This window comes from Rhodococcus jostii NBRC 16295 (genome assembly GCF_001894825.1).
GTDB classification, from domain to species: domain Bacteria; phylum Actinomycetota; class Actinomycetes; order Mycobacteriales; family Mycobacteriaceae; genus Rhodococcus_F; species Rhodococcus_F jostii.
The window spans coordinates 1-22591 of sequence record NZ_BCWY01000117.1 but is presented as its reverse complement, the minus strand read 5'-3'; the positions used below and the strand labels follow the sequence as shown (position 1 = coordinate 22591).

Sequence of the window (22591 nt, the reverse complement as noted above, 5' to 3'; positions counted from 1 at the left end):
GGCGTTACCTCGATTCGGGGGTCGCCGGTGAGGAAGGCGGGGAACGGCCGCACGTCTCGCTGCATGTCAACGTCAAGGATCTCGCCGACCACGGCGGCTGCGGGGTGCGGGAACCGCATAGAACCTCCTCGGCAGACGAGGGCCTGTTTGCCGTCGATGGGGTGGCGTGGACGGAGTGGATGGGGCCGCTGAGCATCACCGCGGCTCGGCTCCTGAGCTGCGATTCGATCGTGACGCCGATCGTGCTCGACGGGAACGGGGCGCCGCTCGATCTCGGTGTGTCCTCCCGAACGGTCACGAAGAGGCAGCGAAAGGCGTTGGTGGCGAGGGATCGGGGGTGCGCGTTCCCGGGGTGTGGGGCGCCGCCGTCGTGGTGCGAGGGCCACCACATCGTCCATTGGTCCAAGAGTGGTCCGACCGATATGGACAATCTGGTGCTGCTGTGCGGGTTCCACCACCGGCTGCTCCATCACAGTGACTGGGAGAGATGGGGGCCGATCGGTATCCCATGTTCATTCCGCCCAGGCAGGTCGATTGGGAGCGGAAGCCGATCCCGGCCCACAACCGGGGCCGGCCCGAAGCGGCCTGACCACGGCGGGACACAACACCACACACGATGCCGACTCGGCGACAGGACGGGTCCCTGTCGCCGCGCCGGCATGCCGTCGTCCGGTCAGTCTTCAAACTCCGAAAGGCTGTAGACGGGTGCGGGTTCCGACTTCGACTGTTCCGATGGCGACTGTTCCGGGCGGACAGTCCCGAACTCTCGGACAACGACAATCCCCGAGTTTCGGGGGCCCACAAGACCGAGATCACTGCACCGAAGGCTGTGATGGCGGCGCCGAGGAGCATCGTCGTACCGACTCCCAGCGACGTGAGTGAAACCGGCACCAAATAGGTTCCGATCGCAGCTCCGATTCGGCTGAGTGAGGTAGCCAGGCCGTTGGCCGAGCTTCGAATTTCAGTGGGAAACAGCTCATTCGGATAGACCTGTTGCATGATCTGAGTCCCACCGATGAAGATGGCGTATGCCAGGAAAAAGACCATGACCGCCACCGTCGACGAGTTCGGGAACAGACCGAGAAGCAACAGCGCGATCGCCGACCACAGAAAGCTGTGGATCGTGAGTGGACGACGTCCGATCTTGTTGACCAAGAATGCAGCAACGATGCATCCCACCATGAACGTCACAGTGATGACGGTGGAGCCGATCTGCTCCATGCTGTTTCCGAAACCAAGACTGTCGAGGATGGCTGGAGCGAATGCATGGACAGCGAAGAGAGGAACGATCAAAGCAGTCCAATACGCCGTGACGAACAGCAACCGGCCTCCGTAACCGGATCGTAGGAGGGCACGGAGATCGACGTTCGTTGCGTGTTCGTCGGGACTGTCCTCGACAGTGACATCAGGTCCGAATGCGTTCCGCAAGGCGTCGTTCGCACGGTCGATCCGGCCTTTGCCGATGAGCCATCGAGGGGATTCCGGTGTCCCAGCTCGGGCAAGCAAGAAGAGCACGGCGGGAGCGGCTGCGCTCGCGAGCATCCAGCGCCAGCTGTTGTCGCCGAGCTGTGTCAGTAATTGTTCCGTGTCGAAGTAGGCCTTCGCGGTCGTCGAACCCAGTCGATTACCGATTTCCGAGGGCACCCAGAGATCACAGATCACACTCGAAGTTGGGTCCGGCTGTTGGCAGAATGAAATATGCTGCGTGAGGTGGACATCGTCGATGCTCATCACCATTTCATCAACACGCCCGACCTCGCGTACCCGTGGATCGACAGTCGCTCAGCCGCGCTGACTGCCTTGCTGCCGAACTACTACGACGCTGCGCGCCGACACCTGCCGCAGGACTACCGGGCGGAGGTCGCCGGGATACCGGTCGCGGCGTCGGTCGCGTGTGAGTTCGGTGCGGCAGACGGTGTCGCGGAGGCTGTGTGGGTTCAGCACTGCGCCGACCGTGTCGGTGTTCCGAACGCGTTCATCGCGGCCGTGCAGCTCGATTCGGGTGATCTGACGGGCGTTCTCGCGCGATATCGTGATCTGCCGGTGGTCCGGGCCGTGCGTCAGCCGCTGTACTGGGCGGCCGACCCCGTCAAACGCCTGGGAGCGCGCGGCGACTACCTGTCAGACCCAGCGTGGCTGCGCGGGTTCGAGCGGGTCGCCGAGGCGGGGCTGGTGTGGGATCTGCTCGTCTACGACGAGCAACTGTCTGCGACTCACGATCTCATTGCGGCGTTTCCCGACACCACGTTTGTGTTGGAGGCGGTCGGCTGGCCGGTCGACCTCACCGCCGAGGGATTCGCCCGCTGGGAGGAACGCCTGAGGGAGGTGAGTCAGTTTCCGAACGTCGTCCTCAAGTTGCAGGGGATAGCCCTCATTTTCGGCACATCCGTGGAAACGATCGGTCGGTGGATTCGGGCGGCACATGAAATTTTCGGCGCCGGGCGATGCATGTTCGCCTCCCATTATCCCGTCGACCATCTGCTGTGGGACAGCCACACCATGGTGTCCACCGTGCAGGCGGCCCTCGGTGACGTGTCGTCGACCGAGCAGGCACTCTTCTTCGGTGACACCGCTCGGCGGGTGTATCGCCTGCCGGCTGCTGCAGCTCCGCAGTACGTTTGAGAGATGAAGGCCCTACTCGTCGTGTTGTCGATGCTTGCGCTCGTCGCCGCGGGCTGCTCCGGCGACGCCGACCCACCATCGACGGGCGGTGACACCCACGGCACCCAGATCGAGGTCGGTGGCCGCGACGCGCTGCAGTGGGGTGACGGCGAGTACGGGGTGGTGCTGGCTCACGGTGCCGTCTTCGACGCCGCGAGCTGGGAGGAGCAGGCCGCGGCGATCGCCGACCAGGGTGCCACCGTCATCGCCGTCGAGGACATCGCACCGGAGTCGATCGCGGCCGCCGTCGCCAAGCTCCAGGACGACGGGCATCCCGACGTCGCGCTGGTGGGCGGAAGCGCGGGCGCCGACGCGATCCTGCAACTGGCCTCGCAGCAACCCGACCTGCCTGACCAGCTGGTGCTGCTCTCGCCCAACAAGGTCGTCGACGGCCTCGGCGGGGAGCCCAAGCTGTTCATCGCCAGCGAGGACGAGCCCGTTGCGGGGGTGTCGCAGCAGCTCGCCGACCGCTCACCAGGTGAGGGCAACGACGTGATCCTCCTGCCGGGCTCCTCTCACGCGCAGAACATCTTCGACGGCGAGAACGGCGACGAGGCACTCGACGCCATCCTGCAGCGGCTGGCCGGCTGAGGACCTTCCGGCCGGGCCACGTTCACGGAAACCCGCCGATCAGAGACTCGGGGGTCGGTCGGGGACGAGAACCGCGGCGATGTCGTGGCCGATGGGGACGGCGTTGTTGGTGTCGGCGTTGGCTTTCGGTCCGAGCGTGCAGTAGACGATGATTGTCGTGTCGGTCTTCGTGTCGTAGAAGGCGACGCCGTTGTAGCCACCGAATGCGGGGTTCATGAAGAGCCAGTCGCCGGTGTGGACGACCCCGTACGCGAAGTACTTCTGCGCTGTCAGTGGGCCGAGGCCGGCGGTCTTGGGAGCCATCATCTCGTCGAACTGCTCTTCGGAGAGCAGCTTGCCTGCGGCGAGCGCACGCACCCACACGGAGATGTCGGAGAGGGTGGAGTTCATGTTGCCACTGTTGAGGAATGCGGTCGGGTTCCAGAATGTGGAGTCCTCGAAGACGCCGCGTTCATTCGTGTAGCCGTGCAGAGTCGGCTCCGTCATCTGGGGTGTGAGCACGACCTCGCTGTTGTTCATACCGAGCGGGTCCAGGACGTGCTGCTCGATGAGGTCGCCGAGGGGTTTGCCGGCGGCTTTCTCCATCACCAGGCCGAGCAGACACAGGTCGCTGTGGGAATACGCCCAACTGGTACCGGGCTCGAACAGCGGCGGCCGTGAGTTGGCCAGGTCGAAGATCTGCTGCGCGGTGAATCCCGCAATCGGGTTCGCGTAGAACTGCTTCAGGAACTCGGGGTTCGTCACGTAGTCCGAGATTCCGGTGGTGCCGTTGGCAAGCATGCGCGGGGTGATCGTGTCGGCGCGCGGGAAATCGGGGACCCATTCGGCGATCGGCCGGTCGAGGGGGACGACGCCGTCCTTGTCGAGCTGAAGCAGCACCGTCGAGAGCATCGGCTCCATCGGCTGGCCCACGCGCAGCTGCATCTCGGGCGTTGCGGCAACGCCGATCGGGGATCCGCCCAGCGCGCCCACGGTGATCTGCTCGTCGCCGCGCCACACACCGAACACAGCGGAGGTGAGGTCGAGCCCGGTCAGTTTGTCGCGGACGATCTCTTCGATCTTCGCGGCTTCGGGGGCTTCCTGGGTTGTCGACGCCGTCCCGCCGCCGCTGGTTTCATCCGATCCGCAGGAGATGGTGGCAAATCCCATGGCGACGGCGAGCGCGGCAGATGCAGCGCGGTGCATCCACCGGTGAGTCGGCTTACTCATGACGGACGATCCCTTCACGACGCAGGAATCTTGCGGGAAGCAGCGATACGTGAATCTACCGGCGCCGACGCCGCGTCGGAGCCGAATGCGGGCATGCGGCAGTCCGCCGCGACACGATCGGCGGCGTTTCGGGCACTACGAGCGGATCGTTCAGACCTCCGCTGCGACGGGAGGCTTGACCCCGACCACCGGGCACTGCGCCTCGAGGAGCACGCGCTGGGCGACGCTGCCCATGAGGAGTTTGCCGACGGGGGAGCGTCGTCGCATGCCGAGGACGAGGAGTTCGGCGGCGGAATCGTAGGACGCGTCGATGAGGTTGTCGGCGTGGGAGCGGTCGGGTTCGTTGCGTGCGACGGAGAAGTCGACGCCGGCCGCGTCCGCTTCTTCACGGGCGGACTGCAGTTCGGCGCCGAAACCGGGCACCGAGGCGCTGTCGCCGTCCGCGATCACCACGAGATCGGTTGCGCGCATGCGGGCTTCGGTGAAACCGAAGGCCAGAGCCCCGCGACCTTCGACCGTCGGGACGTAGCTGAGAATGACGCTCATCGTGACCTCGGCTCGAGCACGGGGGTGGTGAGGGTGCCGTCGGCGAGGTAGTCGTCGAGGTTCTGCAGGGTGAGGGCCTCCATCGCGGCCCGGGTCTGGGTGGTGCCGCTCGCGACGTGGGGGAGCAGGACGACGGTGTCGAGTGCGAGGAGAGCTTCGGGGACCTGGGGCTCCTGGGCGAACACGTCCAGTCCGGCGCCGGCGAGCTTGCGGTCGGTGAGCAGTTCGACGAGTGCGTCCTCGTCGACGACGCTGCCGCGTGCCACGTTGATCAGGTAGCCGTCGGGGCCCAGTGCCTCGAGAACGTCTCGGTCGACGAGCTTTGCGGTGCCCTTGCCTCCCGCAGCGGCGACGATCAACACGTCGACCCCCGCGGCGAGTTCCACCGCCGAATCGACGTAGGAGAACGGAGAATCGGGGACCTCACGCCGATTGTGGTAGGAGATCGTGCAACCGAAGCCGGTGAGGCGGGCGGCGATGGCGGAACCGATGCGTCCGAGCCCGACAATGCCGACGCGGGTGCCGCTCACCTTCCGGGTGAGGGGGAAGTTGCCTTCGGCGGGCCACCGGCCGTCGCGCACGAAGCGGTCGGCGGCGGAGAAGCCACGGAGGGTATCGATCAGCAACCCGACGGCCGTGTCGGCGACGCAGTCGGTGAGAACGTCGGGGGTGTTGCTCACGCCGATACCGAGTTCCTCGGCGAGCGCGACATCGGTTGTGTCGTAACCGACTCCGAAGTGGACGATGGCACCGAGGTTCGGCAGGGCGGTCATCAGGGCCGCGTCGACGCCGGTGCGGCCGGACGTCACGACGGCGGTGACGCTCTCGCCATGCAGGGCGAGGAAGTCAGCGTGGCCGTCTCCGAGCGGGAGGTCGAGGGCGTCGTACTTCTCCGTCAGCGTCGCGGCGAGGGACGGCTTCAGCGGGCCGACCTTCAGGATGCGACCGCCCGAAACGGTCTGTACGGCAGCTTCTTTCACGGACGCCTCTGCGGTCACCATCGTGCCTCCTGACGAGTGGCGGCACGACTCTCCGCACCACCGGTTACCCGTACGTTAAGCGGCCCTCGGAATGGCTGTCCAACACGTAAATAACATGGATCGATACCCAAACGGCATGGGTTGACGGCCCGCTGACGTGCGCAGATGTCGAAACCTCCCGAACGTGCCGGTCAGAGCCCTGCGGGAGTGATCGCCATCTCCTCGGATCACGCTTGTGACTGCCCCCACGGACGGTTTTGCGCCCTTTCCCGCTGTTGACGCTCCTCCGGGCCGCTCATAGCGTGTGTCTACCGTCACAGGCGGGCCCTCTTCACTCGCGTCGAGTACGCGACACATCCTACGGAGGACACCATGAGCCCTGCACGTTCGCTGCAGCAGGGAACCCGTTACCGCGTCGTCGTCGCGGCCACCGCCGCAATCACGGTGCCGGCTCTGGTTACCGGTTGCTCGGTGGCCAACTCGAGCCACAGCGATGCCGCGAGCCCCGACACTCTGCGCATCGTGCTCCCACAGGAGCCCCCCACTCTCGAACCGTGCGACGCGTCCCTCACGTCCACCGGGGTCGTGGTGCGGTCGAACATCACCGAACCGCTCGTCGAGCGCAACGCCGACACGGGCGACCTCGAACCCAGGCTCGCCGATTCGTGGGAGCAGACCGCGCCCACCGTCTGGACGTTCCGGATCCACCCGGGAGTCACGTTCAGCGACGGCAGCGCCTTCGACGCCGAGGATGCCGCGTTCTCGATCGACCGGACGGTCAACTCGACGATCGGCTGCGACGTCGACGGCTACGTGTTCGGCGACGACGAACTGGTGGTGAAGGCAGTCGACCCGACGACGGTGACGGTCGAAACCCAGGCCGCCGATCCCATCCTGCCGCTGCGGATCTCCTTCGTGGAGATGGTGCCGACGACGACGAGCGTCGACGACAAGGTGCGCGACCCGATCGGCACCGGGCCCTACAAGGTCGACTACTGGGACCACGGCCAGCGACTGTCGTTGGTGCGCAACGACACCTACTGGGGCACGGCTCCCGAGTACGCGCGGGCGATCTACCAGTGGCGCACCGAGGGCAGCGTGCGGGCGGCGATGGTGCTGAACGCCGAGGCCGAACTCGCCACCTCCCTCGGACCCGAGGACGGTGCCGGCGATCTCGGTGTCGCGTATCCCAACAACGAGACGACGGCGCTGCGCATCGACGGCACGCAGGCACCGCTCGACGACTACCGCATCCGGGAGGCCATCGACCTGTCCGTCAACCGTGCCGGCATCGTCAAGGCCCTGTTCCAGGGGCTCGGTGAGCCGGCCGGGCAGCTCGTCGGCAGCAGCATCGTCGGGTTCGACCCCGACCTCGAATCGACGCCCTACAGTCCCGACCGCGCCGCGCAGTTGGTGGCGGAGGCCAAGGCCGACGGTGTCCCCGTCGACAGGCAGATCCGGCTGATCGGGCGCACCGGGCAGTTCCCCAAGATCAACGAGACCGTCGAGGTCATCCAGAACTCGCTGAGCAAGGCGGGTCTCGACGTGAAGATCGAGATGATGGACACGGCCGGCCAGCTGCAGTACCAGGTCAGGCCCTATCCGGAGGGTGCTGGGCCGATGATGCTGCTGATCCAGCACGGCAACCAGGCCGGCGACGCGCAGTTCACCGTCGACCAGTACATGCGTAGCGACGGGTATCAGAGTTACTTCGGCACCCCCGGTTACGACGCGCAGATCGACGCGGCCGAGAACACCGTCGGAGAAGCCCGCCAGGCCGAGTTCGCCAAAGTCATCGCGAACGAACCGAAGGAGGTCCGGCAGTTCGCGTACATCGCTCACATGAACGGTGTCCTCGCGAAGTCCCCGACCGTGTCCTACGCCCCCAACTCCGCTACCGGCGACGAGATGCGCCTGAGCGAGATGACGCACGCGGACGCACCCGCGAACGGTTAGCCCTCTTCCCAGCCCACCCGGAGGAACCATGATGTCCCATCCGCACCCGATCCGAAGGCGGTGAGCGATGTTCGCCTTCCTGCGCCGACGCGTCTACACCAGCCTCGTCCCCCTGCTCGTCGTGCTCTTCGGAGTGTTTCTGCTCGCCCGCCTCACCGGCGACCCGACGAACCTCTACCTGCCGGTGTCCGCGACACCCGACCAGCGCGCCGAATTCGCGGCCGAGAACGGCCTCGACAAGCCGGTCCTGAGTCAGATGGCCGACTACCTGTCCGGGGTCGCCCACCTCGACTTCGGGGAGTCGCTGCGCACGGGTGAATCCGCCGCGACGATGGCCCTGCGGGCGTTCCCCGCCACCCTGCAACTGGCGTTCTTCACCATGCTGCTCGCGATCATCGGGGCCATCGTCATCGGCTGCTGGGCGGCGTACCGGCCGAACTCGCTGGCCGACCGGATCTCCAGCCTGCTGTCGATGACCGCGGCCAGCATCCCCGACTTCTGGTTCGCGATCACCGGGGTGTGGATCTTCGCGGTCGTCCTCGGGGTGCTCCCGACGTCCGGAACGGGAAGCGCGCTGTCGTGGATCCTGCCGATCGCGACGCTGCTCATCCGCCCGCTCGGCGTGCTCACCCAGGTGGTCCGCGGTGCGATGGTGTCGGCGCTGTCCGCACCATACGTACGTCTTGCCCGCAGCAAGGGCGCCGGCGACCTGCGCGTCGTCACGCACCACGCCCTCCGCAACGCCGCCGCCCCGGCGCTGACGGTGGCCGGCGACCTCACCGTCGGACTGGTCAACGGAGCCGTCGTCGTCGAGGCGATCTTCGGGTGGCCCGGCATCGGGAAACTGATGATCGACGCGATCCTGCAACGCGATTTCGCGGTGCTGCAGGCGGCGGTGCTCCTCACTGCGGTCAGCATCTTCGTCCTCAACATCCTGATCGACGCGGGCTACGCGCTTCTCGACGCGCGTGTGCGCGAGAAGTCCAAGGTCTAGGAGGCCGCCGACATGTCCATAGACAACGCACCCCGTGTGGACGAGACGCCGGCCCTCGCCGCGCCCGTCGAAGACGCCGTCCCGGCGCCGAAACCACCGCGGAGCAAGACACCGCTGTGGAAACTGCTCCTCCGCGACCGGATGGCCACGGTGGCGGCCGCGATCCTGGTGTCCGTATTCCTCGTGGCCGTCTTCGGTCCGTGGCTCGTCGGCGGCGCCGCAACCGATCAGAACCTCGACCGGTCCAACCTGGCACCGTTCGACGTGGCGAACGGGTGGATGAACATCCTCGGCACCGACCCGCTCGGCCGCAGCATGCTGGCCCGGTTGATCGTCGCGTGCCGCACCACGCTCCTGGTGGCACTACCCGCGGTCGCGCTGTCCTGCATCGTCGGGTCCCTCGTCGGCATGTGGGCCGGCTACCACCGCGGCTGGCGGGAGACGACGGCGATGCGGGTCGCCGACGTCATCATGAGCTTCCCGTCGCTGCTCATGGCCGTCGTCGTGCTGTACGTGTTCTCGCCGAGTGCCGCGAACATCGTTCTGGTCCTGGCGATCACGCGCATCCCGATCTACCTGCGCACCGCCCGCGCGGAATCCGCGGAACTGCAGAGCCGGTTGTTCGTCGACGCCGCCCGGACGTTCGGCGCGCGTAGCGGTGCCGTCATCCGCAGGCACGTGTTCCCGATTCTGCTGCCTACTCTGCTCACCGTCGCGACCCTCGACTTCTGCTACGTGATGCTCGCCGAGTCGTCGCTCAGCTTCCTCGGCATCGGCATCCAGCCGCCCGAGATCAGCTGGGGCCTGATGGTGTCGCAGGGCCGGACGTACCTGCAGACGGCGTGGTGGCTGTCGTTCTTCCCCGGTCTCGCCATCGTGATCACCACCGTGTCGGCGACCGTGCTCGCCGCGTGGGCCCGGATCGCCACCGATCCCGCCCAACGCTGGCGCCTGACCGTCCCGCGGTCGCGTCGCTCCCGGCTGTTCCCCACCCGAAAGGTCGTCTCATGAGTGCACCTGCACCGGCTGTCGACTCGCCCGACGTCGCAGACACCGACCGCGTCGCACTGGAGGTCGCCGACCTGACGGTCGACCTCCGCACCCCCTCGGGCACCGTCCGTGCCGTCGACCACGTGTCGTTCACCGCCCGGCGCGGGGAGACCCTGGCGCTGCTCGGTGAGTCGGGGTGCGGCAAGTCGATGACCGCGCAGGCGCTCGTCGGCCTGCTCGAACCGATCGCCGACATCACCGACGGTTCCGTCCGTCTCGGCGACGTCGATCTGGTGACGGCGAAGGCCCGGACCCGCCGCACCCTCGCCGCCACCGAACTCGCCATCGTGTTCCAGGACGCGCTCACCGCGCTCAACCCGGTCTACACGGTCGGCAAGCAACTGGCCGAACCGTTCCGGATCCACCGCGGCATGTCCGCGAAAGAAGCGCGCCGGGAAGCGGTCTCGCTGATGCAGAGGGTCGGGATTCCCGAACCCGAATCGCGGGTCGACTCCTACCCACACCAGTTCTCCGGCGGCATGCGGCAGCGCCTGCTGATCGCGATGGCCGTCGCGCTGAGTCCCACGGTGCTGCTCGCGGACGAGCCGACGACGGCACTCGACGTCACGGTGCAGGCGCAGATCATGTCGCTGCTGCGGGATCTGCGCACCGAACACGACATGGCCGTCATCCTCATCACCCACGACCTCGCGCTGGTCGCGGAGGAGGCCGACCGGGTCGCGATCATGTACGCCGGCAACGTCGTCGAGACCGGGCCGGTCGCCGAGGTGTTCGCCTCGCCGCAGCACCCGTACACGAAGGGGCTGCTCGATTCGGTTCCGGTGCACGCGGTCCGCGGCGAGGATCTGAAGTCCATCGGCGGCACCCCACCCGACCTGCACTCCATCCCCTCCGGCTGCGTCTACCAGGCGCGCTGCCCGCTGGCCCGCGACCTGTGCCGGACCACCCGGCCGCCGCTCGCCGACGTTGCCGACTCCGCAGCTTCGGACGGACTTCGTCCGCACCAGGGCCGCCGGTCCGCCTGCCACTTCCCCGAGGAGGTCTGACATGTCCGAGTCGATTCTGAAGGTGCGGGGTCTCACCAAGACATTCAAGGTGCCCGCGAACAAGGCGGGCAAGAATCAACTGCGCGCGCTCGACGGCATCGACCTCGACCTGGCCCGCGGTGAGACCCTCGGACTCGTCGGCGAATCGGGCTGTGGCAAGTCCACTCTCGCCCGCACGCTGATGATGCTCGAGCGGCCCGACTCCGGTTCCGTGACGTGGGACGGCGTCGACCCCTTCTCCCTGAAGGGCAAGGAACTGCTCGCGCTGCGCCGCCGGGTGCAGATGGTGTTCCAGGATCCGTACGCGTCGCTGAACTCCCGGATGTCGGCGGCCGACATCATCGCCGAGCCGTGGCGCACCCACAAGACGATGTACAAGACCAGCCGCGACCGGGCGGCGCGGGTGCGTGAACTCCTGCACCTGGTGGGCCTGCGGCCCAGCGACGAGCACCGGTACCCGCAGGAGTTCTCCGGCGGTCAGCGGCAGCGCCTCGGCATCGCCCGCGCCCTGGCGCTGAACCCGAGCGTCGTCATCTGCGACGAACCCGTGTCGGCGCTCGACCTGTCGGTCCAGGCGCAGGTGCTCAACCTGCTCAACGACCTGCAGAAACAACTCGGCATCTCGTACGTGTTCATCTCCCACGACCTCTCCGTGGTCCGGCACGTCGCCGACCGCGTCGCCGTGATGTACCTCGGCCGCATCGTCGAAACGGGTGCGACGGACGCCGTGTTCGACCGCCCCGCCCACCCCTACACCGAGGCGTTGATGTCGGCGGCGCCGAAACTGGACGCCGACTCCCGGGGCAAGCGCATCATCCTCGACGGTGAGGTGCCGTCGCCGCTGAACCCGCCGTCGGGCTGCCGGTTCCGCACCCGCTGCGCCCATGCCACGGACATCTGCGCGAGCACTGTGCCGCCCGCCGCGGTCGACGAGCGCGAACGCGGCCATGTCGCCGAATGCCATCACCCCCGGCGTCCGGTCGAACTCGGCGTCCCGGCCGCGGTCGGGTGAGCGGGGCCGGGTTCGCGATCATCGCGCTGGCCGTGTTCCTCGCCTCGTGCATGCAGGCGTCGATCGGGTTCGGGATGGGCATGCTCGCGGCACCCGTCGTCGCGCTCGTCGATCCGAGTCTGCTGCCGGGCACGCTGATCATGACGGCGACGGTCGTCACCGTGATGGTGGTGTGGCGGGAGCGCGAAGCCCTCGATCTGACCGGCACGGGGTGGGCCCTCGCCGGCCGGGTGCCGGGCACGATCGCGGGGGCGCTGCTGCTGGTGTCGTTGCCGGAACGTGGCCTGTCGCTGCTGCTCGCGGCCGTGGTCCTGGCGGGGGTGGTATTCGCATCGCTGGGCTGGGCGCCGCCGCCGCGACGCCGGAACCTCGCGGTCGCGGGTGCGGCCTCGGGTCTGCTGGGCACGGCCACGTCGATCGGCGGTCCGCCGATGGCGCTGGTGATGCAGGGGTCGAAGGGCGCCCAGTTGCGCGGCAACATGAGCGCGTTCTTCCTGGTGGGCTCGACCCTGTCGGTTGCCGTTCTCGCCGTGACCGGGTCGGTGCACCGCGAGTCCGCGGTCATGTTCCTGCTGCTGATCCCGGCGACGGTGCTGGGCTACGTGGCGTCTCGGTTCGTGAACCGCTACCTGGACGCGGCCCGCCTGCGCCGGGCGTCCATCGCCGTGTCCTGCGTGGGTGCGGTGATGCTGATCGGCCAACAGCTTCTGTGATGCAGAGTCTGCATCGGTCGATGCTCAACAAGTCTTGGACATGTATCAATCGGGCCACTTAGAGTTTTCGTTGTGAGGCGCCTCACGGGCGGCGCTGCGCTGTGAAGGAAGGTTTCGGAGATGAGTACAACGAGCACCCCGGTCGTCACCGACATGCGAGTGGTTCCGATAGCGGGCCACGACAGCATGCTCCTGAACCTGTCCGGCGCGCATGCCCCGTACTTCACCCGGAATCTGGTGATCCTCACCGACTCCGACGGAAACACCGGCGTCGGTGAGGTGCCGGGCGGTGAGCCGATCCGCCGCACCCTCGAGGACGCCCGCGCGATCGTGACCGGACGCAGCATCGGCGAGTACAACGGCGTGCTCGCCGATCTGCGCCGCGCGTTCGCCGACCGGGACGCCGCCGGCCGCGGAAACCAGACGTTCGACCTCCGGGTCGCGATCCACGCGGTGACCGCGGTCGAGTCGGCGCTCCTCGACGTCCTCGGGCAGCACCTCGGCGTCCCCGTCGCGGCGCTGCTCGGCGACGGTCAGCAGCGCGACAAGGTGCAGGCCCTCGGCTACCTGTTCTTCGTCGGCGACCGCAACAAGACCGACCTCGACTACCAGTCGGGTGCAGGGGAATCCGACGACTGGCTACGCCTGCGGCACGAGGAGGCACTCACCCCCGACGCCGTCGTCCGGCTCGCCGAGGCCGCCCACGCGCGGTACGGGTTCGCCGACTTCAAGCTCAAGGGCGGCGTGCTCGCACCCCGCGACGAGGCGGCCGCGGTCACGGCGCTGGCCGAACGGTTCCCCGACGCGCGGGTCACCCTCGACCCGAACGGCGGCTGGCTGCTGTCCGAGGCGATCGAGACCTGCCGCGGCCTGAAAGACGTTCTCGCCTATGCCGAAGACCCCGTCGGACCTGAGGGCAGCTTCTCCGGTCGTGAGGTGATGAGCGAGTTCAAACGCGCCACCGGACTGCCCACGGCCACCAACATGATCGCCACCGACTGGCGCGAAATGGGCCACACCATCCGCTCCGGCGCCGTCGACATCCCCCTCGCCGACCCGCACTTCTGGACGATGGCCGGCTCGGTGCGCGTCGCCCAGCTCTGCGACGCGTGGGGCCTTACGTGGGGTTCGCATTCCAACAACCACTTCGACGTCTCCCTCGCCATGTTCACCCACGTCGCGGCGGCGGCGCCGGGCGACATCACCGCCATCGACACGCACTGGATCTGGCAGGACGGGCAGCGGATCACGAAGGCGCCCTACGAGATCGAAGGTGGCTATCTCACCGTGCCGACGACGCCCGGTCTCGGTGTGGAACTCGACATGGGCCGCGTCGAGGCCGCCCACGAGCTGTATCGGCAGAAGGGGCTCGGTGCCCGCGACGATTCGATCGGCATGCAGTTCCTGGTGCCCGACTGGACGTTCGACAGCAAGCGGCCCGCGCTGGTGCGTTCCTGATGAAGGTCGTCGTCGGCGACCGGAACCTGCTGCCGCACCGGGAACTGTTCGAATCCGGGCTGCCGTCGGGGGCCTCGGTGTCCTGGCATCGGACATTCGACGAAGCGGTGATCGTCGCCGATCTGGGCGACGCCGACGTATACGTGGGCGGCCGCTTCACCGCCGCCATGGCGGCGGCCGCTCCGAAACTTCGCCTGTTGCACGTGGCGGGTGCGGGCACCGACAAGGTCGACTTCGACGCACTCCCCGCCGACACCGTGGTGGCCAACACGTTTCACCACGAGGATTCCATCGCCGAGTACATCGTGTCGGCGGCGCTGATGCTGCGTCGCGGGTTCCTCGCCCAGGATCGCGCGCTGCGCGGTGACCGGTGGGCCACGTCGGTGTACGACGACGGCATTCCGCAGTCCCGGTCGATGCGTGGTGCCCGGATCGGATTCGTCGGCTTCGGTCACATCGGCAGCCGGGCGTGGAACCTGCTGCGCGCGTTCGGCGCCGACGGCTGCGCGGTGACCGGGCGCGGCACCCTCGACGCCGGCGCCGCGGGGCTCGAGTGGGCGGGGGACAACGCGTCGCTCACCCGGTTGATGTCGGAATCCGACGTGGTGGTGGTGTCGGCACCGCTCAACGACCACACCCGCGGCATGATCGGCGCCGCGGAACTCGAGCCGCTCGGCCCCGACGGTGTGCTGATCAACGTCGGGCGCGGACCCCTCGTCCGGGAACAGCCGCTGTTCGACGCGCTGGCCTCGCACGGCATCGCGGCCGCGGCCATCGACGTCTGGTACTCCTACCCCGATGCCGGCGGTGACGGTGCGCCCGGTGCGCTGCCGTTCCGCGACCTGCCGAACGTCCTGATGACCCCGCACTCGTCGGGCGTCACCGACCACACGTTCGTCGGACGCGTCGGCGACATCACCGACAACATCCGCCGGCTCGACACGGGGCGGACAGTCCTGCGCACCGTCCGCCCTAGCGTGCGTCAGTAGTTACCGCAGGTCTCGGCGATCGTCTGCGCCTTTTCGCGCCACTGGACAGCGGGGCCCTCGGTCGGGACCGTCTCCAGCCGGCTCTTCAGCTGCGGGTGCGCGTCGAGGACGGCCTGGCGTTCGGCAGGCGACTTCGCGAAGAAGTCCGCGAGCTGAGCCTTGCGCTCCGGCGCCTGGTCCAGGCGCCCGGCGAGTTGCGGGGTCACGTCGTGCATCGCCGCATCGATCTGCGCGAAGCTGCACGTGGAGTTCACGAGGCGGGTGGAATCGGACTCGATCGGATCCGCGGAGGCGATACCGGGGATCACCAGGGCGGCGGAGATCGCGCCGACCGCTGCGATGCCGAAGTGCAGACGTGCTCGTGAAACGTTCATGTCGTGTCCTCCCGTGGGGTTGTTTGCCGGGGCAACGATAGGACGTCGAGTTGTGACTTTTCTGAGGACCGTCTGAGAATCAGTGCGGTGCAGGCCGGGCCTCGGGGCGGGGGTGGTTCCGGAACCACGTGGCGTACCGGTCGGCCAGTGGAGCGGCGCTGAGACCGTGGGCCAGAACGGACAGTGCGATCGTGACGATCGCGGTCGTCAGGAGCAGACCCTCGTGGGGCAGTTCGCCGGGTTCTTCGAGGATGAGAATGACGAAGACGATGGTCGCGAGTCCGCGTGGGCCGAACCAGCCGACGAAGGCGATGGTCGGCAGCCGCGGCTGCCCCCCGATCATCGACAGTGCGACGGGAACCATCCGGACGACGGTCAGGCTCACCACTGCGTAACCCAGCATCGCCCAGGACAGGTGGTCGAGGGCGGGACCGAGGAGTACGGCGCCGAACACGATGAAGGTCACGGCGTTGAGCAGGTCGCCGGCTTCGTCCAGCATGTTGGGGTCGTCCGCTCCGTCTTCGGCGCGGTGGCGGATCGCGCCGAACGTCAGTCCGCCGACGAATGCGGCGATGAAACCCGAGCCACCCACCGGGACGGCGACCGTGTAGGCGAGCGCAGCTGCCGCCACGGGGACGATCTGCGCCCACATCGGGTCGATGGTGTCACGGCGGCCGGCGATGACCAGAATCATCGCCGCGATCGCCCCGGCGCCGACACCGGCCACGATCCCGTAGCCGATCTGCTCGGTGACCAGCCGGGCAGCGGCGCCGCCACCTATCGCCCCCGATTCCGCCTCGGCGATCGCCAGCACGATCAGGAAGAGCGGCACGCAGATCCCGTCGTTGAGCCCGCTTTCGACGTTCAAACCCTGCCGCACCCGGGACGGCAGGATCGGGAGCGTCACCACCGCCTGCCCGAGAGCGGCATCGGTCGGGGCGAGGATCACCGCGAGAAGCAACGCCTCCGGCCAGGCGAAGTCACCGAGAATCACCACTGCGGCGCCGAATCCGGCCGCGATGGTCAACGGCAAACCGATGCCGAGCAGTCGTGCGGGCAGGGAGATCTCGGTCCGGAGTTCGGGCAGGTTGACCCGCGAGGCGTCGGAGAACAGCACCAGCGCCAGAGTCACCTCGGCGAGCAGTTTCACCACCTCGGCGGTGACGTGCACGTCGATCAGCCCGGCCATCCGCGCCCCGAGTAGGAGGCCGGCAGCGGTGAAGATCATCGGCGCGGTGATCGGAGTGCCCGCGATACGCCGCGAGATCGCCGCGTAGGCGAGCAGTACCGCGGCGATCACGGGCAGCGCCCACGTCACGCCCGCGCCGCCCTACTGCACGCGTACTTCGCCCGGTCGACGCTCATCGCTGGCCATCCCTTCGATCAGGGCAGAACGGTGAGACGAGCGGATGCCCGAATCATCCGAGGTGAAGTGTCGGACAGGTCGGCGTGCTCCACCTCATGCGTGAGGGGTGAATCTGCGGTCACGTCGCGGCGGGGGAAATCATCGAGACCACCGGCCCCGTGGCCCGTCCGCGGGCATCGAGGATGTGCCCCAGATGCTTCCCGATCTGCATGACCACCGACCGGTCCGCCACCCGCGCCCCGGGCAGGAGCTTCTCTAGAAGCAATTCGAACCGGTGGACGTCGTTCAGGGTGCGCAACCACACCGCCATGATCAGGTTGTATTCGCTGGCCACGAGCACCGCCAACCGGACTTCCTCGATCTTGCCCAGCGACGTTCGCAGCCGCTCGACCAGGGGTGCGGGAACCTGCATGAAATACCAGGCGTAGATCGGCCACTCGGAGTAGGCGCGGGCGATGTCGGTGCGCAGCCGGAGGGAGCCGTCGCGCCGCATCGTCGCGATCGCGTCGGTGATGCGCTGGTTGCTCACCCCGGCGCGTTCCGCGATCGCCGTGGTCGGTGCGCGGCCGTCGATGCCGAGTTCGTGATGGATGACGCGTTTCAGGTCGGGTGAGACCGTCCGCGCGGCGCGGGGGCGAGGCGGTCTGACGCCGGGAACCTGCGCGGCCTGCGCCGCCGACAGGGTTCGCAGCCGCCAGTTCCCGGCCTCGAACAGCACCTCGGTGATGAGGTGGGTCCGGGCTCGCCGGATCGCGGGATAGTCGCCGAGCCGATGAAGCAGAAATTGCGACGTGTCCGCCGCGTCCTGGGCCATCAGCGTGAGCAAGAGGTCGCGGCCGCCCGCCGTGAAGTCGATGCCAGAGACGACGGGGTCTTCCGACATGGCCTCCGCGGTACCGACCGATTGTCCTGGTGCGCATTCGATTTCGATCAGCGCACCGCGCCCCGGCACCCCGGCGTCGTATCCGGTGATCCAGATCAGGCCGGTGTCGCGGAGCCGCTGGTACCGCCGCGACAACGTGACGGGGTCGACGGCGAGGATCGGTGCCAACGCCTTCCAGGATGCTCGCGGCTCGATCTGCAATGCATGCATGAGTCCGAAATCGACATCATCTGGCTCGTAATCCTGCATGATCCGTCCTTCGATGCCGAGGGTGCTGCAAATTTACACGACGGAATTCGCGGGGCGTCACTCTTCCACCAGTCACTTTTCACTCATCCTCTTGGAGTCGACATGAGTTCTTCGCGCCACATCCGGGGAGGCGACGCTGCCACGGCAGCGGTCGGATTCCTCGTGGTCATGGAGTTCGCCAGCGGGCTGTTGCAGGGATGGTTCTCCCCGCTGCTGCCCGCCATCGGCGAACGCTTCGACGCGTCGTCCGCTGCCTTGAACTGGGTGAGCGCGATGTATCTGCTGGGAACGGCCGCCTGCGTCCCCCTGATCGCCAAACTCGGTGACCTCTTCGGGCACAAACGCCTTCTCGTCGTCGCCACCGCTTCCGTCGCGTTCGGATCGTTCGTCGTCGCGTTCGCGCCGTCGTTCGAATGGCTGCTCGTGGGCCGGGCACTGCAGGCGCCCCTCGCGGCGTTCCTTCCGCTCGAGTTCGCGATCGTCCGCGACCGCAACGCGGCCACCGCGGGCCGGAGCATCGGACGACTCGTCGGGTCACTCACGCTGGGCGCCGCAGTCGGCGGTCTGCTGTCCGGATTCCTCCTGGACTCCGTGATCGGCGACGTGAGCGTCGTACTGCTCGTTCCCGCCGTCCTCATGACGATCTGCCTGGCCGTGGTGTACTTCCTGGTCCCGGAGACGACGGTGCGCAAGGCGGGGACGATCGACTGGGCCGGTGCGGTGCTGCTCACGGTGGGTCTGCTCGGTGTGCTGGGCGGGGTCTCCAACGCGAGCACCTGGGGTTGGACGAGCACCCTGACGTGGGCATCCATCGGGGTCGGGACGGCGGTTCTCGTCCTGTGGGTGTTCGTGGAACGACGAGTCCAGCACCCCCTCGTGGATCTCGAGGTCGTCGGACGCGGGATGCGGGTGCCGCTGCTGATGGCACTGCTGTTCGGCGCCCAGTTGTTCGGTGCCCAGACCCCCAGCGCCCTCTTCCTCCGGGCCACACCGGAAGCGAACGGTTACGGGCTGGGCGTCTCCGCGTCGGTGACCGGCCTGATCCTGGCGCTGTTCGCGTTGGCGATGTTCGTCGGCGCCTCGGTGAGCGATCGGCTCGCCCGATCAGCGCTCACGGTACCGGGGTCGCTCGCACTGGGCGCGGTCCTCGCCGCCGTGTCCTACGTGTTGATGATCCTCGTTCCGGGCAACCCCGCGACGTTCGCTCTCTGGTTGTTCATCGCGGGACTGGGCGGCGGAGTGGTGGTGGGCGTGCTGCCCACCGTCATCGTGCAGCAGGCGCCGCCCGATTCCGTCGGCATCGCGTCCGGCCTGTACAACACCTCCCGGACCGCGGCGGGAGCCGTGGCCGGCGCCGTGTTCGCCCTCGTGATGTCGTCGATGGTCAGCCCGGCGCTCACCGCCGGTGGCAAGCCGATCCCCTCGCTGAGCGCCTATCACGTGGTGTGGGCGGTCTGCGCGGCGCTGTGCGTCGTCACCGCCCTCCTGGCGCGGAAACTCCGGACACCCATGACCACCACCGAGAACCACAAGTCTCCCCTTGCCGACGACGAGCAAGTACCCGCCTGACAACTCCCCGCGACACCCGACGAAAGGAAATTCTGTGTCTGTCGATCCCCACCTCCTCGGCACCATCGACGAGCTCGGCCCGCAGTACGCCACACTGAGCGACGCCATCTGGGACAACCCCGAATTGCGATGGGAAGAGCACTCTTCCGTCGATGCGCAGATCGCCGTGGCCGAGTCCGAGGGATTCACGGTCACCCGGTCGGTGGCCGGCATCCCGACCGCGTTCAGCGCCGAAGCCGGCAGCGGTGCACCGGTGATCGCGATCGTCGGCGAGTACGACGCCCTCGCCGGGCTGAGCCAGAAGTCGGGAAGTGCAGTGCCCGAACCGGAGCCCGGCAACGAGACCGGCAACGGGCAGGGCTGCGGACACCACCTTCTGGGCGGCGGCTCCCTCCTCGCCGCGACCGCCGTCAAGCGCTACCTCGACGCGCACGGGCTCCCGGGAACGGTCCGCTACTACGGCTGCCCTGCCGAGGAGGCCGCCGCCGGGAAGACGTTCATGGTCAAGGAGGGTGCGTTCGCGGACGTCGACGCCGCGGTGTCGTGGCACCCCGGCGATACCACCACCGTGCAACGGATCCGGACGCTCGCCTACATCCAGGCCTACGTCCGATTCACCGGCATCGCCTCGCATGCCGGCGTCTCGCCCGACCGCGGTCGCAGCGCACTCGACGCACTCGAACTGATGAACGTGGGCACGAACTTCCTGCGGGAGCACATGCCGTCGGACTGCCGGATCCACTACGCGATCCTCGACACCGGCGGCCGCTCACCCAACGTCGTCCAGGCGACCGCCGAGGCCTACTACCTGGTGCGGTCGCCCGACGTGGCCGGCATGCGCGAGTTGTTCGCACGCGTGACGAAGATCGCCGAGGGTGCCGCGCTGATGACCGAGACGTCGGTCGAGATCGAGATCGACGGCGGCTGCTCGGACATCCTGCCCAACGTCGTCCTCGAGGATTCGATGCAGGAGCGGCTCCGCGAACTCGGGCCGGTTCCCTTCGACGACACCGACCTGGAGTCCGCATCGGCGTTCACCACCGCGACGGCGTCGGGGCGCACGGCAAGCACGCTCGGCGGTGAATTCGAGGGCGACGGAAGCGCTCTGCACACCGGGATCGTCACGTTCGACGCGCGCACGCCGCGGCCGACGCTGACCGGATCCAGCGACCTCGGCGACGTCAGCCGGGTGACGCCGCTCGTGCAGTGCGCCACGGCGTGCGTCAGCGCCGGCACTGCCGCCCACTCGTGGCAGATGGTCGCGCAGGGCAAGCTTCCCGCCGCGCACAAGGGAATGATCCACGCCGCCAAGATCATGGCCGCGACCGCGGTGGACCTCCTGACGGACGCCGAACTACTGGCCTCGGCGCGCAAGGAGTTCACCACCCGCACGTCCGAGACCCCGTACGACTCACCGCTTCCCGACGGGGTCATCGCCCCGCCCCTGCGCGACACCGTCGCCGTCTGACCGTCCGTCGCCACCGCCAGGAAGGAACCCACATGACTCTCGCCACCTCCGCGGGCGCCACCACCGACCCGCGCGCGGGATCGCTGAAGGACACTGCGGCGCAGGTGCTCCGCAACCGCGAAAAGGAACTGCTCGAACTCAGTCATCGCATTCACGACGCCCCCGAGATCGCGTTCGAGGAGCACCGCGCCGCCGCGCTCGTCGGGGACGCGCTCCGGAATGCCGGCTTCGACACCACCGTCGGCGTCTACGGACTCGACACCGCCGTCGAGGCGGTCTACGGCGACGGTGATCTCACCGTCGCGATCTGCGCCGAGTACGACGCGCTGCCCGAGGTCGGGCATGCGTGCGGGCACAACATGATCGCGGCCGCGGGGGTGGGCGCGGCCCTCGCGCTCGCCGCGGTGGCCGACGAGGCGGGTCTCCGGATCAAACTCCTCGGCACGCCCGCCGAGGAGCACGGCGGCGGCAAGATCCCCATGCTCGAAGCCGGTGCGTGGGAGGACGCGTCCCTGTCCCTGATGGTCCACGGCGCGTCGGGGACGGATATGCCCTGCACCTCGCTGTGGATGCAGGCCGTCGACCGGTTCGAGGTGACGTTCACCGGGCGGGCCGCGCACGCCGCCGGCGCACCCGAGCACGGGATCAACGCCGGTGCCGCGGCGACGATCGCCCTGGGTGCCCTCGGTTTGGTCCGCCAGCAGTTCCGGGCGAAGACCCGCGTCAACGCGTTCGTGTCGCACGGCGGCGACGTCACCAACATCATCCCCGCCAAGACGGTCGTGCAGGTGGAGGTGCGGGCACCGGAGATCGACGAGTGGCGCGAGGTGAAGGAGCGCGTGCTCGCCTGCTTCGAAGCCGGCGCACTCGCCACCGGATGCGAATGGACGTACGCGGCGACGGAACCGCCGTACGCGCCGATGGTCCAGAATCCGGTGCTCGCGGAAATCTGGGACCGGAACCTGCAGGCCACCGGTCGCGAACTGACGTCCGCCGCACTGGGCGGCGGGTCCAGCGACATGGGCAACGTGTCCCAGGTGGTCCCGTCCATCCATCCCGCGATCGCGGTACTCGGAAGCACCGCGATCCCGCACAACGCAGACTTCGCCGACGCCGCAGCAAGTCCCGCGGCCGACGCCGCGATCCTGGACGGTGCGACGGCCCTGGTGTGGACGGTACTCGACGTCGCGTTGGACGCCGAGGTCCGTGGTGAGCTGCTGCGCCTGCAGGCGGAACGGCCGGAGGGCTTCACCCGGGCCGCGAGCTGGGCGTGAGTGCGTACGTTTCGCTGACGGACCTCTTCTCCCTCGGCATCGGGCCCAGCAGTTCGCACACCGTCGGCCCGATGCGCGCGGCAGCGGACTTCGTGGACGATCTGCACGCGTCCGGTCGGCTCGACCGGGTGATGACGGTCGACTGTGTTCTCTACGGCGCCCTGGCGGCGACCGGCATCGGGCACGGAACGCCCGATGCCGTCGTCGCCGGGCTGGCCGGCGCCCGGCCGGAGACGTGCGAC

The 22591-nt window shown here is 68.1% G+C and carries 20 protein-coding genes and 2 pseudogenes; 15 read left to right on the top strand and 7 right to left on the bottom strand.

Going from position 1 to position 22591, the window contains the following annotated elements; translation table 11 throughout:
- Positions 1–589, top strand: a pseudogene (locus RJ1_RS40035) (HNH endonuclease signature motif containing protein); the annotation flags it as partial.
- Between the two features lie 149 nt (positions 590–738).
- Here the strand turns inward: RJ1_RS40035 and RJ1_RS40030 are convergent.
- Positions 739–1731 (bottom strand): annotated as a pseudogene (locus RJ1_RS40030) (MFS transporter); the annotation flags it as partial.
- Between RJ1_RS40030 and RJ1_RS40025 the strand changes: the two are divergent.
- On the top strand, positions 1699–2622 hold the full coding sequence (locus tag RJ1_RS40025) for an amidohydrolase family protein (RefSeq protein WP_073369237.1): 924 nt from the start codon (positions 1699–1701) through the stop codon (positions 2620–2622). The pseudogene RJ1_RS40030 and the gene RJ1_RS40025 sit on opposite strands and share 33 nt — an antisense overlap.
- Positions 2623–2625: 3 nt before the next feature.
- Positions 2626–3252, top strand: a complete 627-nt coding sequence (locus RJ1_RS47225) for an alpha/beta hydrolase (RefSeq protein ID WP_174695076.1) — start codon at positions 2626–2628, stop codon at positions 3250–3252.
- Between the two features lie 39 nt (positions 3253–3291).
- Here RJ1_RS47225 and RJ1_RS40015 read toward each other — a convergent pair whose 3' ends face one another.
- The 3 genes from RJ1_RS40015 to RJ1_RS40005 all read right to left on the bottom strand — a co-directional run bounded on the left by RJ1_RS40015 (position 3292) and on the right by RJ1_RS40005 (position 6008).
- Positions 3292–4461, bottom strand: a complete 1170-nt coding sequence (locus RJ1_RS40015; RefSeq protein WP_073369239.1) for a serine hydrolase domain-containing protein — start codon at positions 4459–4461, stop codon at positions 3292–3294.
- A gap of 150 nt (positions 4462–4611) precedes the next feature.
- A complete protein-coding gene (locus tag RJ1_RS40010; protein WP_073369236.1) occupies positions 4612–5007 on the bottom strand; it encodes a universal stress protein in 396 nt (131 codons plus the stop codon).
- A complete protein-coding gene (locus RJ1_RS40005; protein WP_073369234.1) occupies positions 5004–6008 on the bottom strand; it encodes a 2-hydroxyacid dehydrogenase in 1005 nt (334 codons plus the stop codon). The genes RJ1_RS40010 and RJ1_RS40005 overlap by 4 nt, the downstream gene beginning before the upstream one ends.
- 351 nt (positions 6009–6359) lie before the next feature.
- Here RJ1_RS40005 and RJ1_RS40000 point away from each other — a divergent pair, with 351 nt between their 5' ends.
- The 8 genes from RJ1_RS40000 (at position 6360) to RJ1_RS39965 (ending at position 15166) form a co-directional block, all read left to right on the top strand.
- Positions 6360–7943 (top strand): ABC transporter substrate-binding protein, encoded by a 1584-nt coding sequence (locus tag RJ1_RS40000; protein ID WP_073369232.1) that lies wholly within the window; start codon positions 6360–6362, stop codon positions 7941–7943.
- A 67-nt stretch (positions 7944–8010) separates the two neighbouring features.
- Positions 8011–8937, top strand: a complete 927-nt coding sequence (locus RJ1_RS39995; protein ID WP_073369231.1) for an ABC transporter permease — start codon at positions 8011–8013, stop codon at positions 8935–8937.
- Between the two features lie 12 nt (positions 8938–8949).
- Complete coding sequence (locus RJ1_RS39990) at positions 8950–9948, top strand: ABC transporter permease (protein ID WP_073369229.1); 999 nt, start codon at positions 8950–8952, stop codon at positions 9946–9948.
- Positions 9945–10994, top strand: coding sequence for an ABC transporter ATP-binding protein (locus RJ1_RS39985; RefSeq protein ID WP_073369227.1), 1050 nt, complete (start codon positions 9945–9947; stop codon positions 10992–10994). The genes RJ1_RS39990 and RJ1_RS39985 overlap by 4 nt, the downstream gene beginning before the upstream one ends.
- 1 nt (position 10995) lies before the next feature.
- Positions 10996–12006, top strand: coding sequence for an ABC transporter ATP-binding protein (locus RJ1_RS39980; RefSeq protein ID WP_073369225.1), 1011 nt, complete (start codon positions 10996–10998; stop codon positions 12004–12006).
- The gene (locus RJ1_RS39975) at positions 12003–12719 is read left to right on the top strand and encodes a sulfite exporter TauE/SafE family protein (RefSeq protein WP_073369223.1); all 717 of its coding nucleotides are present in this window, start codon (positions 12003–12005) and stop codon (positions 12717–12719) included. The genes RJ1_RS39980 and RJ1_RS39975 overlap by 4 nt, the downstream gene beginning before the upstream one ends.
- A gap of 120 nt (positions 12720–12839) precedes the next feature.
- Entirely contained in the window at positions 12840–14177 is a 1338-nt protein-coding gene (gene gudD / locus RJ1_RS39970) for a glucarate dehydratase (protein ID WP_073369221.1), read from the top strand.
- Positions 14177–15166: a 2-hydroxyacid dehydrogenase gene (locus tag RJ1_RS39965; RefSeq protein ID WP_073369219.1), complete on the top strand. Its 990-nt coding sequence runs from the start codon at positions 14177–14179 to the stop codon at positions 15164–15166. Before gudD ends, RJ1_RS39965 begins: the two co-directional genes overlap by 1 nt.
- Here the strand turns inward: RJ1_RS39965 and RJ1_RS39960 are convergent.
- The 3 genes from RJ1_RS39960 to RJ1_RS39950 all read right to left on the bottom strand — a co-directional run bounded on the left by RJ1_RS39960 (position 15160) and on the right by RJ1_RS39950 (position 18038).
- Positions 15160–15540, bottom strand: a complete 381-nt coding sequence (locus tag RJ1_RS39960) for a hemophore-related protein (protein ID WP_073369217.1) — start codon at positions 15538–15540, stop codon at positions 15160–15162. The two genes, RJ1_RS39965 and RJ1_RS39960, sit on opposite strands and share 7 nt — an antisense overlap.
- A gap of 79 nt (positions 15541–15619) precedes the next feature.
- On the bottom strand, positions 15620–16858 hold the full coding sequence (locus RJ1_RS39955) for a cation:proton antiporter (RefSeq protein ID WP_073369215.1): 1239 nt from the start codon (positions 16856–16858) through the stop codon (positions 15620–15622).
- 166 nt (positions 16859–17024) lie between these two features.
- Positions 17025–18038 carry an Lrp/AsnC family transcriptional regulator gene (locus tag RJ1_RS39950; RefSeq protein WP_073369213.1) on the bottom strand — a complete coding sequence of 338 codons (1014 nt, stop codon included), beginning with the start codon at positions 18036–18038 and terminating at the stop codon, positions 17025–17027.
- A gap of 102 nt (positions 18039–18140) precedes the next feature.
- On the opposite strand from RJ1_RS39950, the gene RJ1_RS39945 reads away from it, so the two are divergent.
- The 4 genes from RJ1_RS39945 to RJ1_RS39930 all read left to right on the top strand — a co-directional run.
- Positions 18141–19607 (top strand): MFS transporter, encoded by a 1467-nt coding sequence (locus RJ1_RS39945; protein ID WP_073369211.1) that lies wholly within the window; start codon positions 18141–18143, stop codon positions 19605–19607.
- Positions 19608–19641: 34 nt separating this feature from the next.
- Complete coding sequence (locus RJ1_RS39940; RefSeq protein WP_073369209.1) at positions 19642–21075, top strand: amidohydrolase; 1434 nt, start codon at positions 19642–19644, stop codon at positions 21073–21075.
- A 32-nt stretch (positions 21076–21107) separates the two neighbouring features.
- The gene (locus tag RJ1_RS39935; RefSeq protein WP_073369207.1) at positions 21108–22349 is read left to right on the top strand and encodes an amidohydrolase; all 1242 of its coding nucleotides are present in this window, start codon (positions 21108–21110) and stop codon (positions 22347–22349) included.
- On the top strand, positions 22346–22591 hold a 246-nt coding region (locus tag RJ1_RS39930), incomplete at its 3' end, for a serine dehydratase beta chain (RefSeq protein ID WP_276526513.1). The genes RJ1_RS39935 and RJ1_RS39930, both read left to right, overlap by 4 nt.

What these genes read in the sequence shown, in the direction of transcription:
- RJ1_RS40025 (WP_073369237.1), top strand. Translation starts at nt 1,699, where the DNA reads ATGCTGCGTGAGGTGGACATCGTCGATGCTCATCACCATTTCATCAAC.
- RJ1_RS47225 (WP_174695076.1), top strand. Translation starts at nt 2,626, where the DNA reads ATGAAGGCCCTACTCGTCGTGTTGTCGATGCTTGCGCTCGTCGCCGCG.
- RJ1_RS40015 (WP_073369239.1), bottom strand. Translation starts at nt 4,461, where the DNA reads ATGAGTAAGCCGACTCACCGGTGGATGCACCGCGCTGCATCTGCCGCG.
- RJ1_RS40010 (WP_073369236.1), bottom strand. Translation starts at nt 5,007, where the DNA reads ATGAGCGTCATTCTCAGCTACGTCCCGACGGTCGAAGGTCGCGGGGCT.
- RJ1_RS40005 (WP_073369234.1), bottom strand. Translation starts at nt 6,008, where the DNA reads ATGGTGACCGCAGAGGCGTCCGTGAAAGAAGCTGCCGTACAGACCGTT.
- RJ1_RS40000 (WP_073369232.1), top strand. Translation starts at nt 6,360, where the DNA reads ATGAGCCCTGCACGTTCGCTGCAGCAGGGAACCCGTTACCGCGTCGTC.
- RJ1_RS39995 (WP_073369231.1), top strand. Translation starts at nt 8,011, where the DNA reads ATGTTCGCCTTCCTGCGCCGACGCGTCTACACCAGCCTCGTCCCCCTG.
- RJ1_RS39990 (WP_073369229.1), top strand. Translation starts at nt 8,950, where the DNA reads ATGTCCATAGACAACGCACCCCGTGTGGACGAGACGCCGGCCCTCGCC.
- RJ1_RS39985 (WP_073369227.1), top strand. Translation starts at nt 9,945, where the DNA reads ATGAGTGCACCTGCACCGGCTGTCGACTCGCCCGACGTCGCAGACACC.
- RJ1_RS39980 (WP_073369225.1), top strand. Translation starts at nt 10,996, where the DNA reads ATGTCCGAGTCGATTCTGAAGGTGCGGGGTCTCACCAAGACATTCAAG.
- gudD (WP_073369221.1), top strand. Translation starts at nt 12,840, where the DNA reads ATGAGTACAACGAGCACCCCGGTCGTCACCGACATGCGAGTGGTTCCG.
- RJ1_RS39965 (WP_073369219.1), top strand. Translation starts at nt 14,177, where the DNA reads ATGAAGGTCGTCGTCGGCGACCGGAACCTGCTGCCGCACCGGGAACTG.
- RJ1_RS39960 (WP_073369217.1), bottom strand. Translation starts at nt 15,540, where the DNA reads ATGAACGTTTCACGAGCACGTCTGCACTTCGGCATCGCAGCGGTCGGC.
- RJ1_RS39950 (WP_073369213.1), bottom strand. Translation starts at nt 18,038, where the DNA reads ATGCAGGATTACGAGCCAGATGATGTCGATTTCGGACTCATGCATGCA.
- RJ1_RS39945 (WP_073369211.1), top strand. Translation starts at nt 18,141, where the DNA reads ATGAGTTCTTCGCGCCACATCCGGGGAGGCGACGCTGCCACGGCAGCG.
- RJ1_RS39935 (WP_073369207.1), top strand. Translation starts at nt 21,108, where the DNA reads ATGACTCTCGCCACCTCCGCGGGCGCCACCACCGACCCGCGCGCGGGA.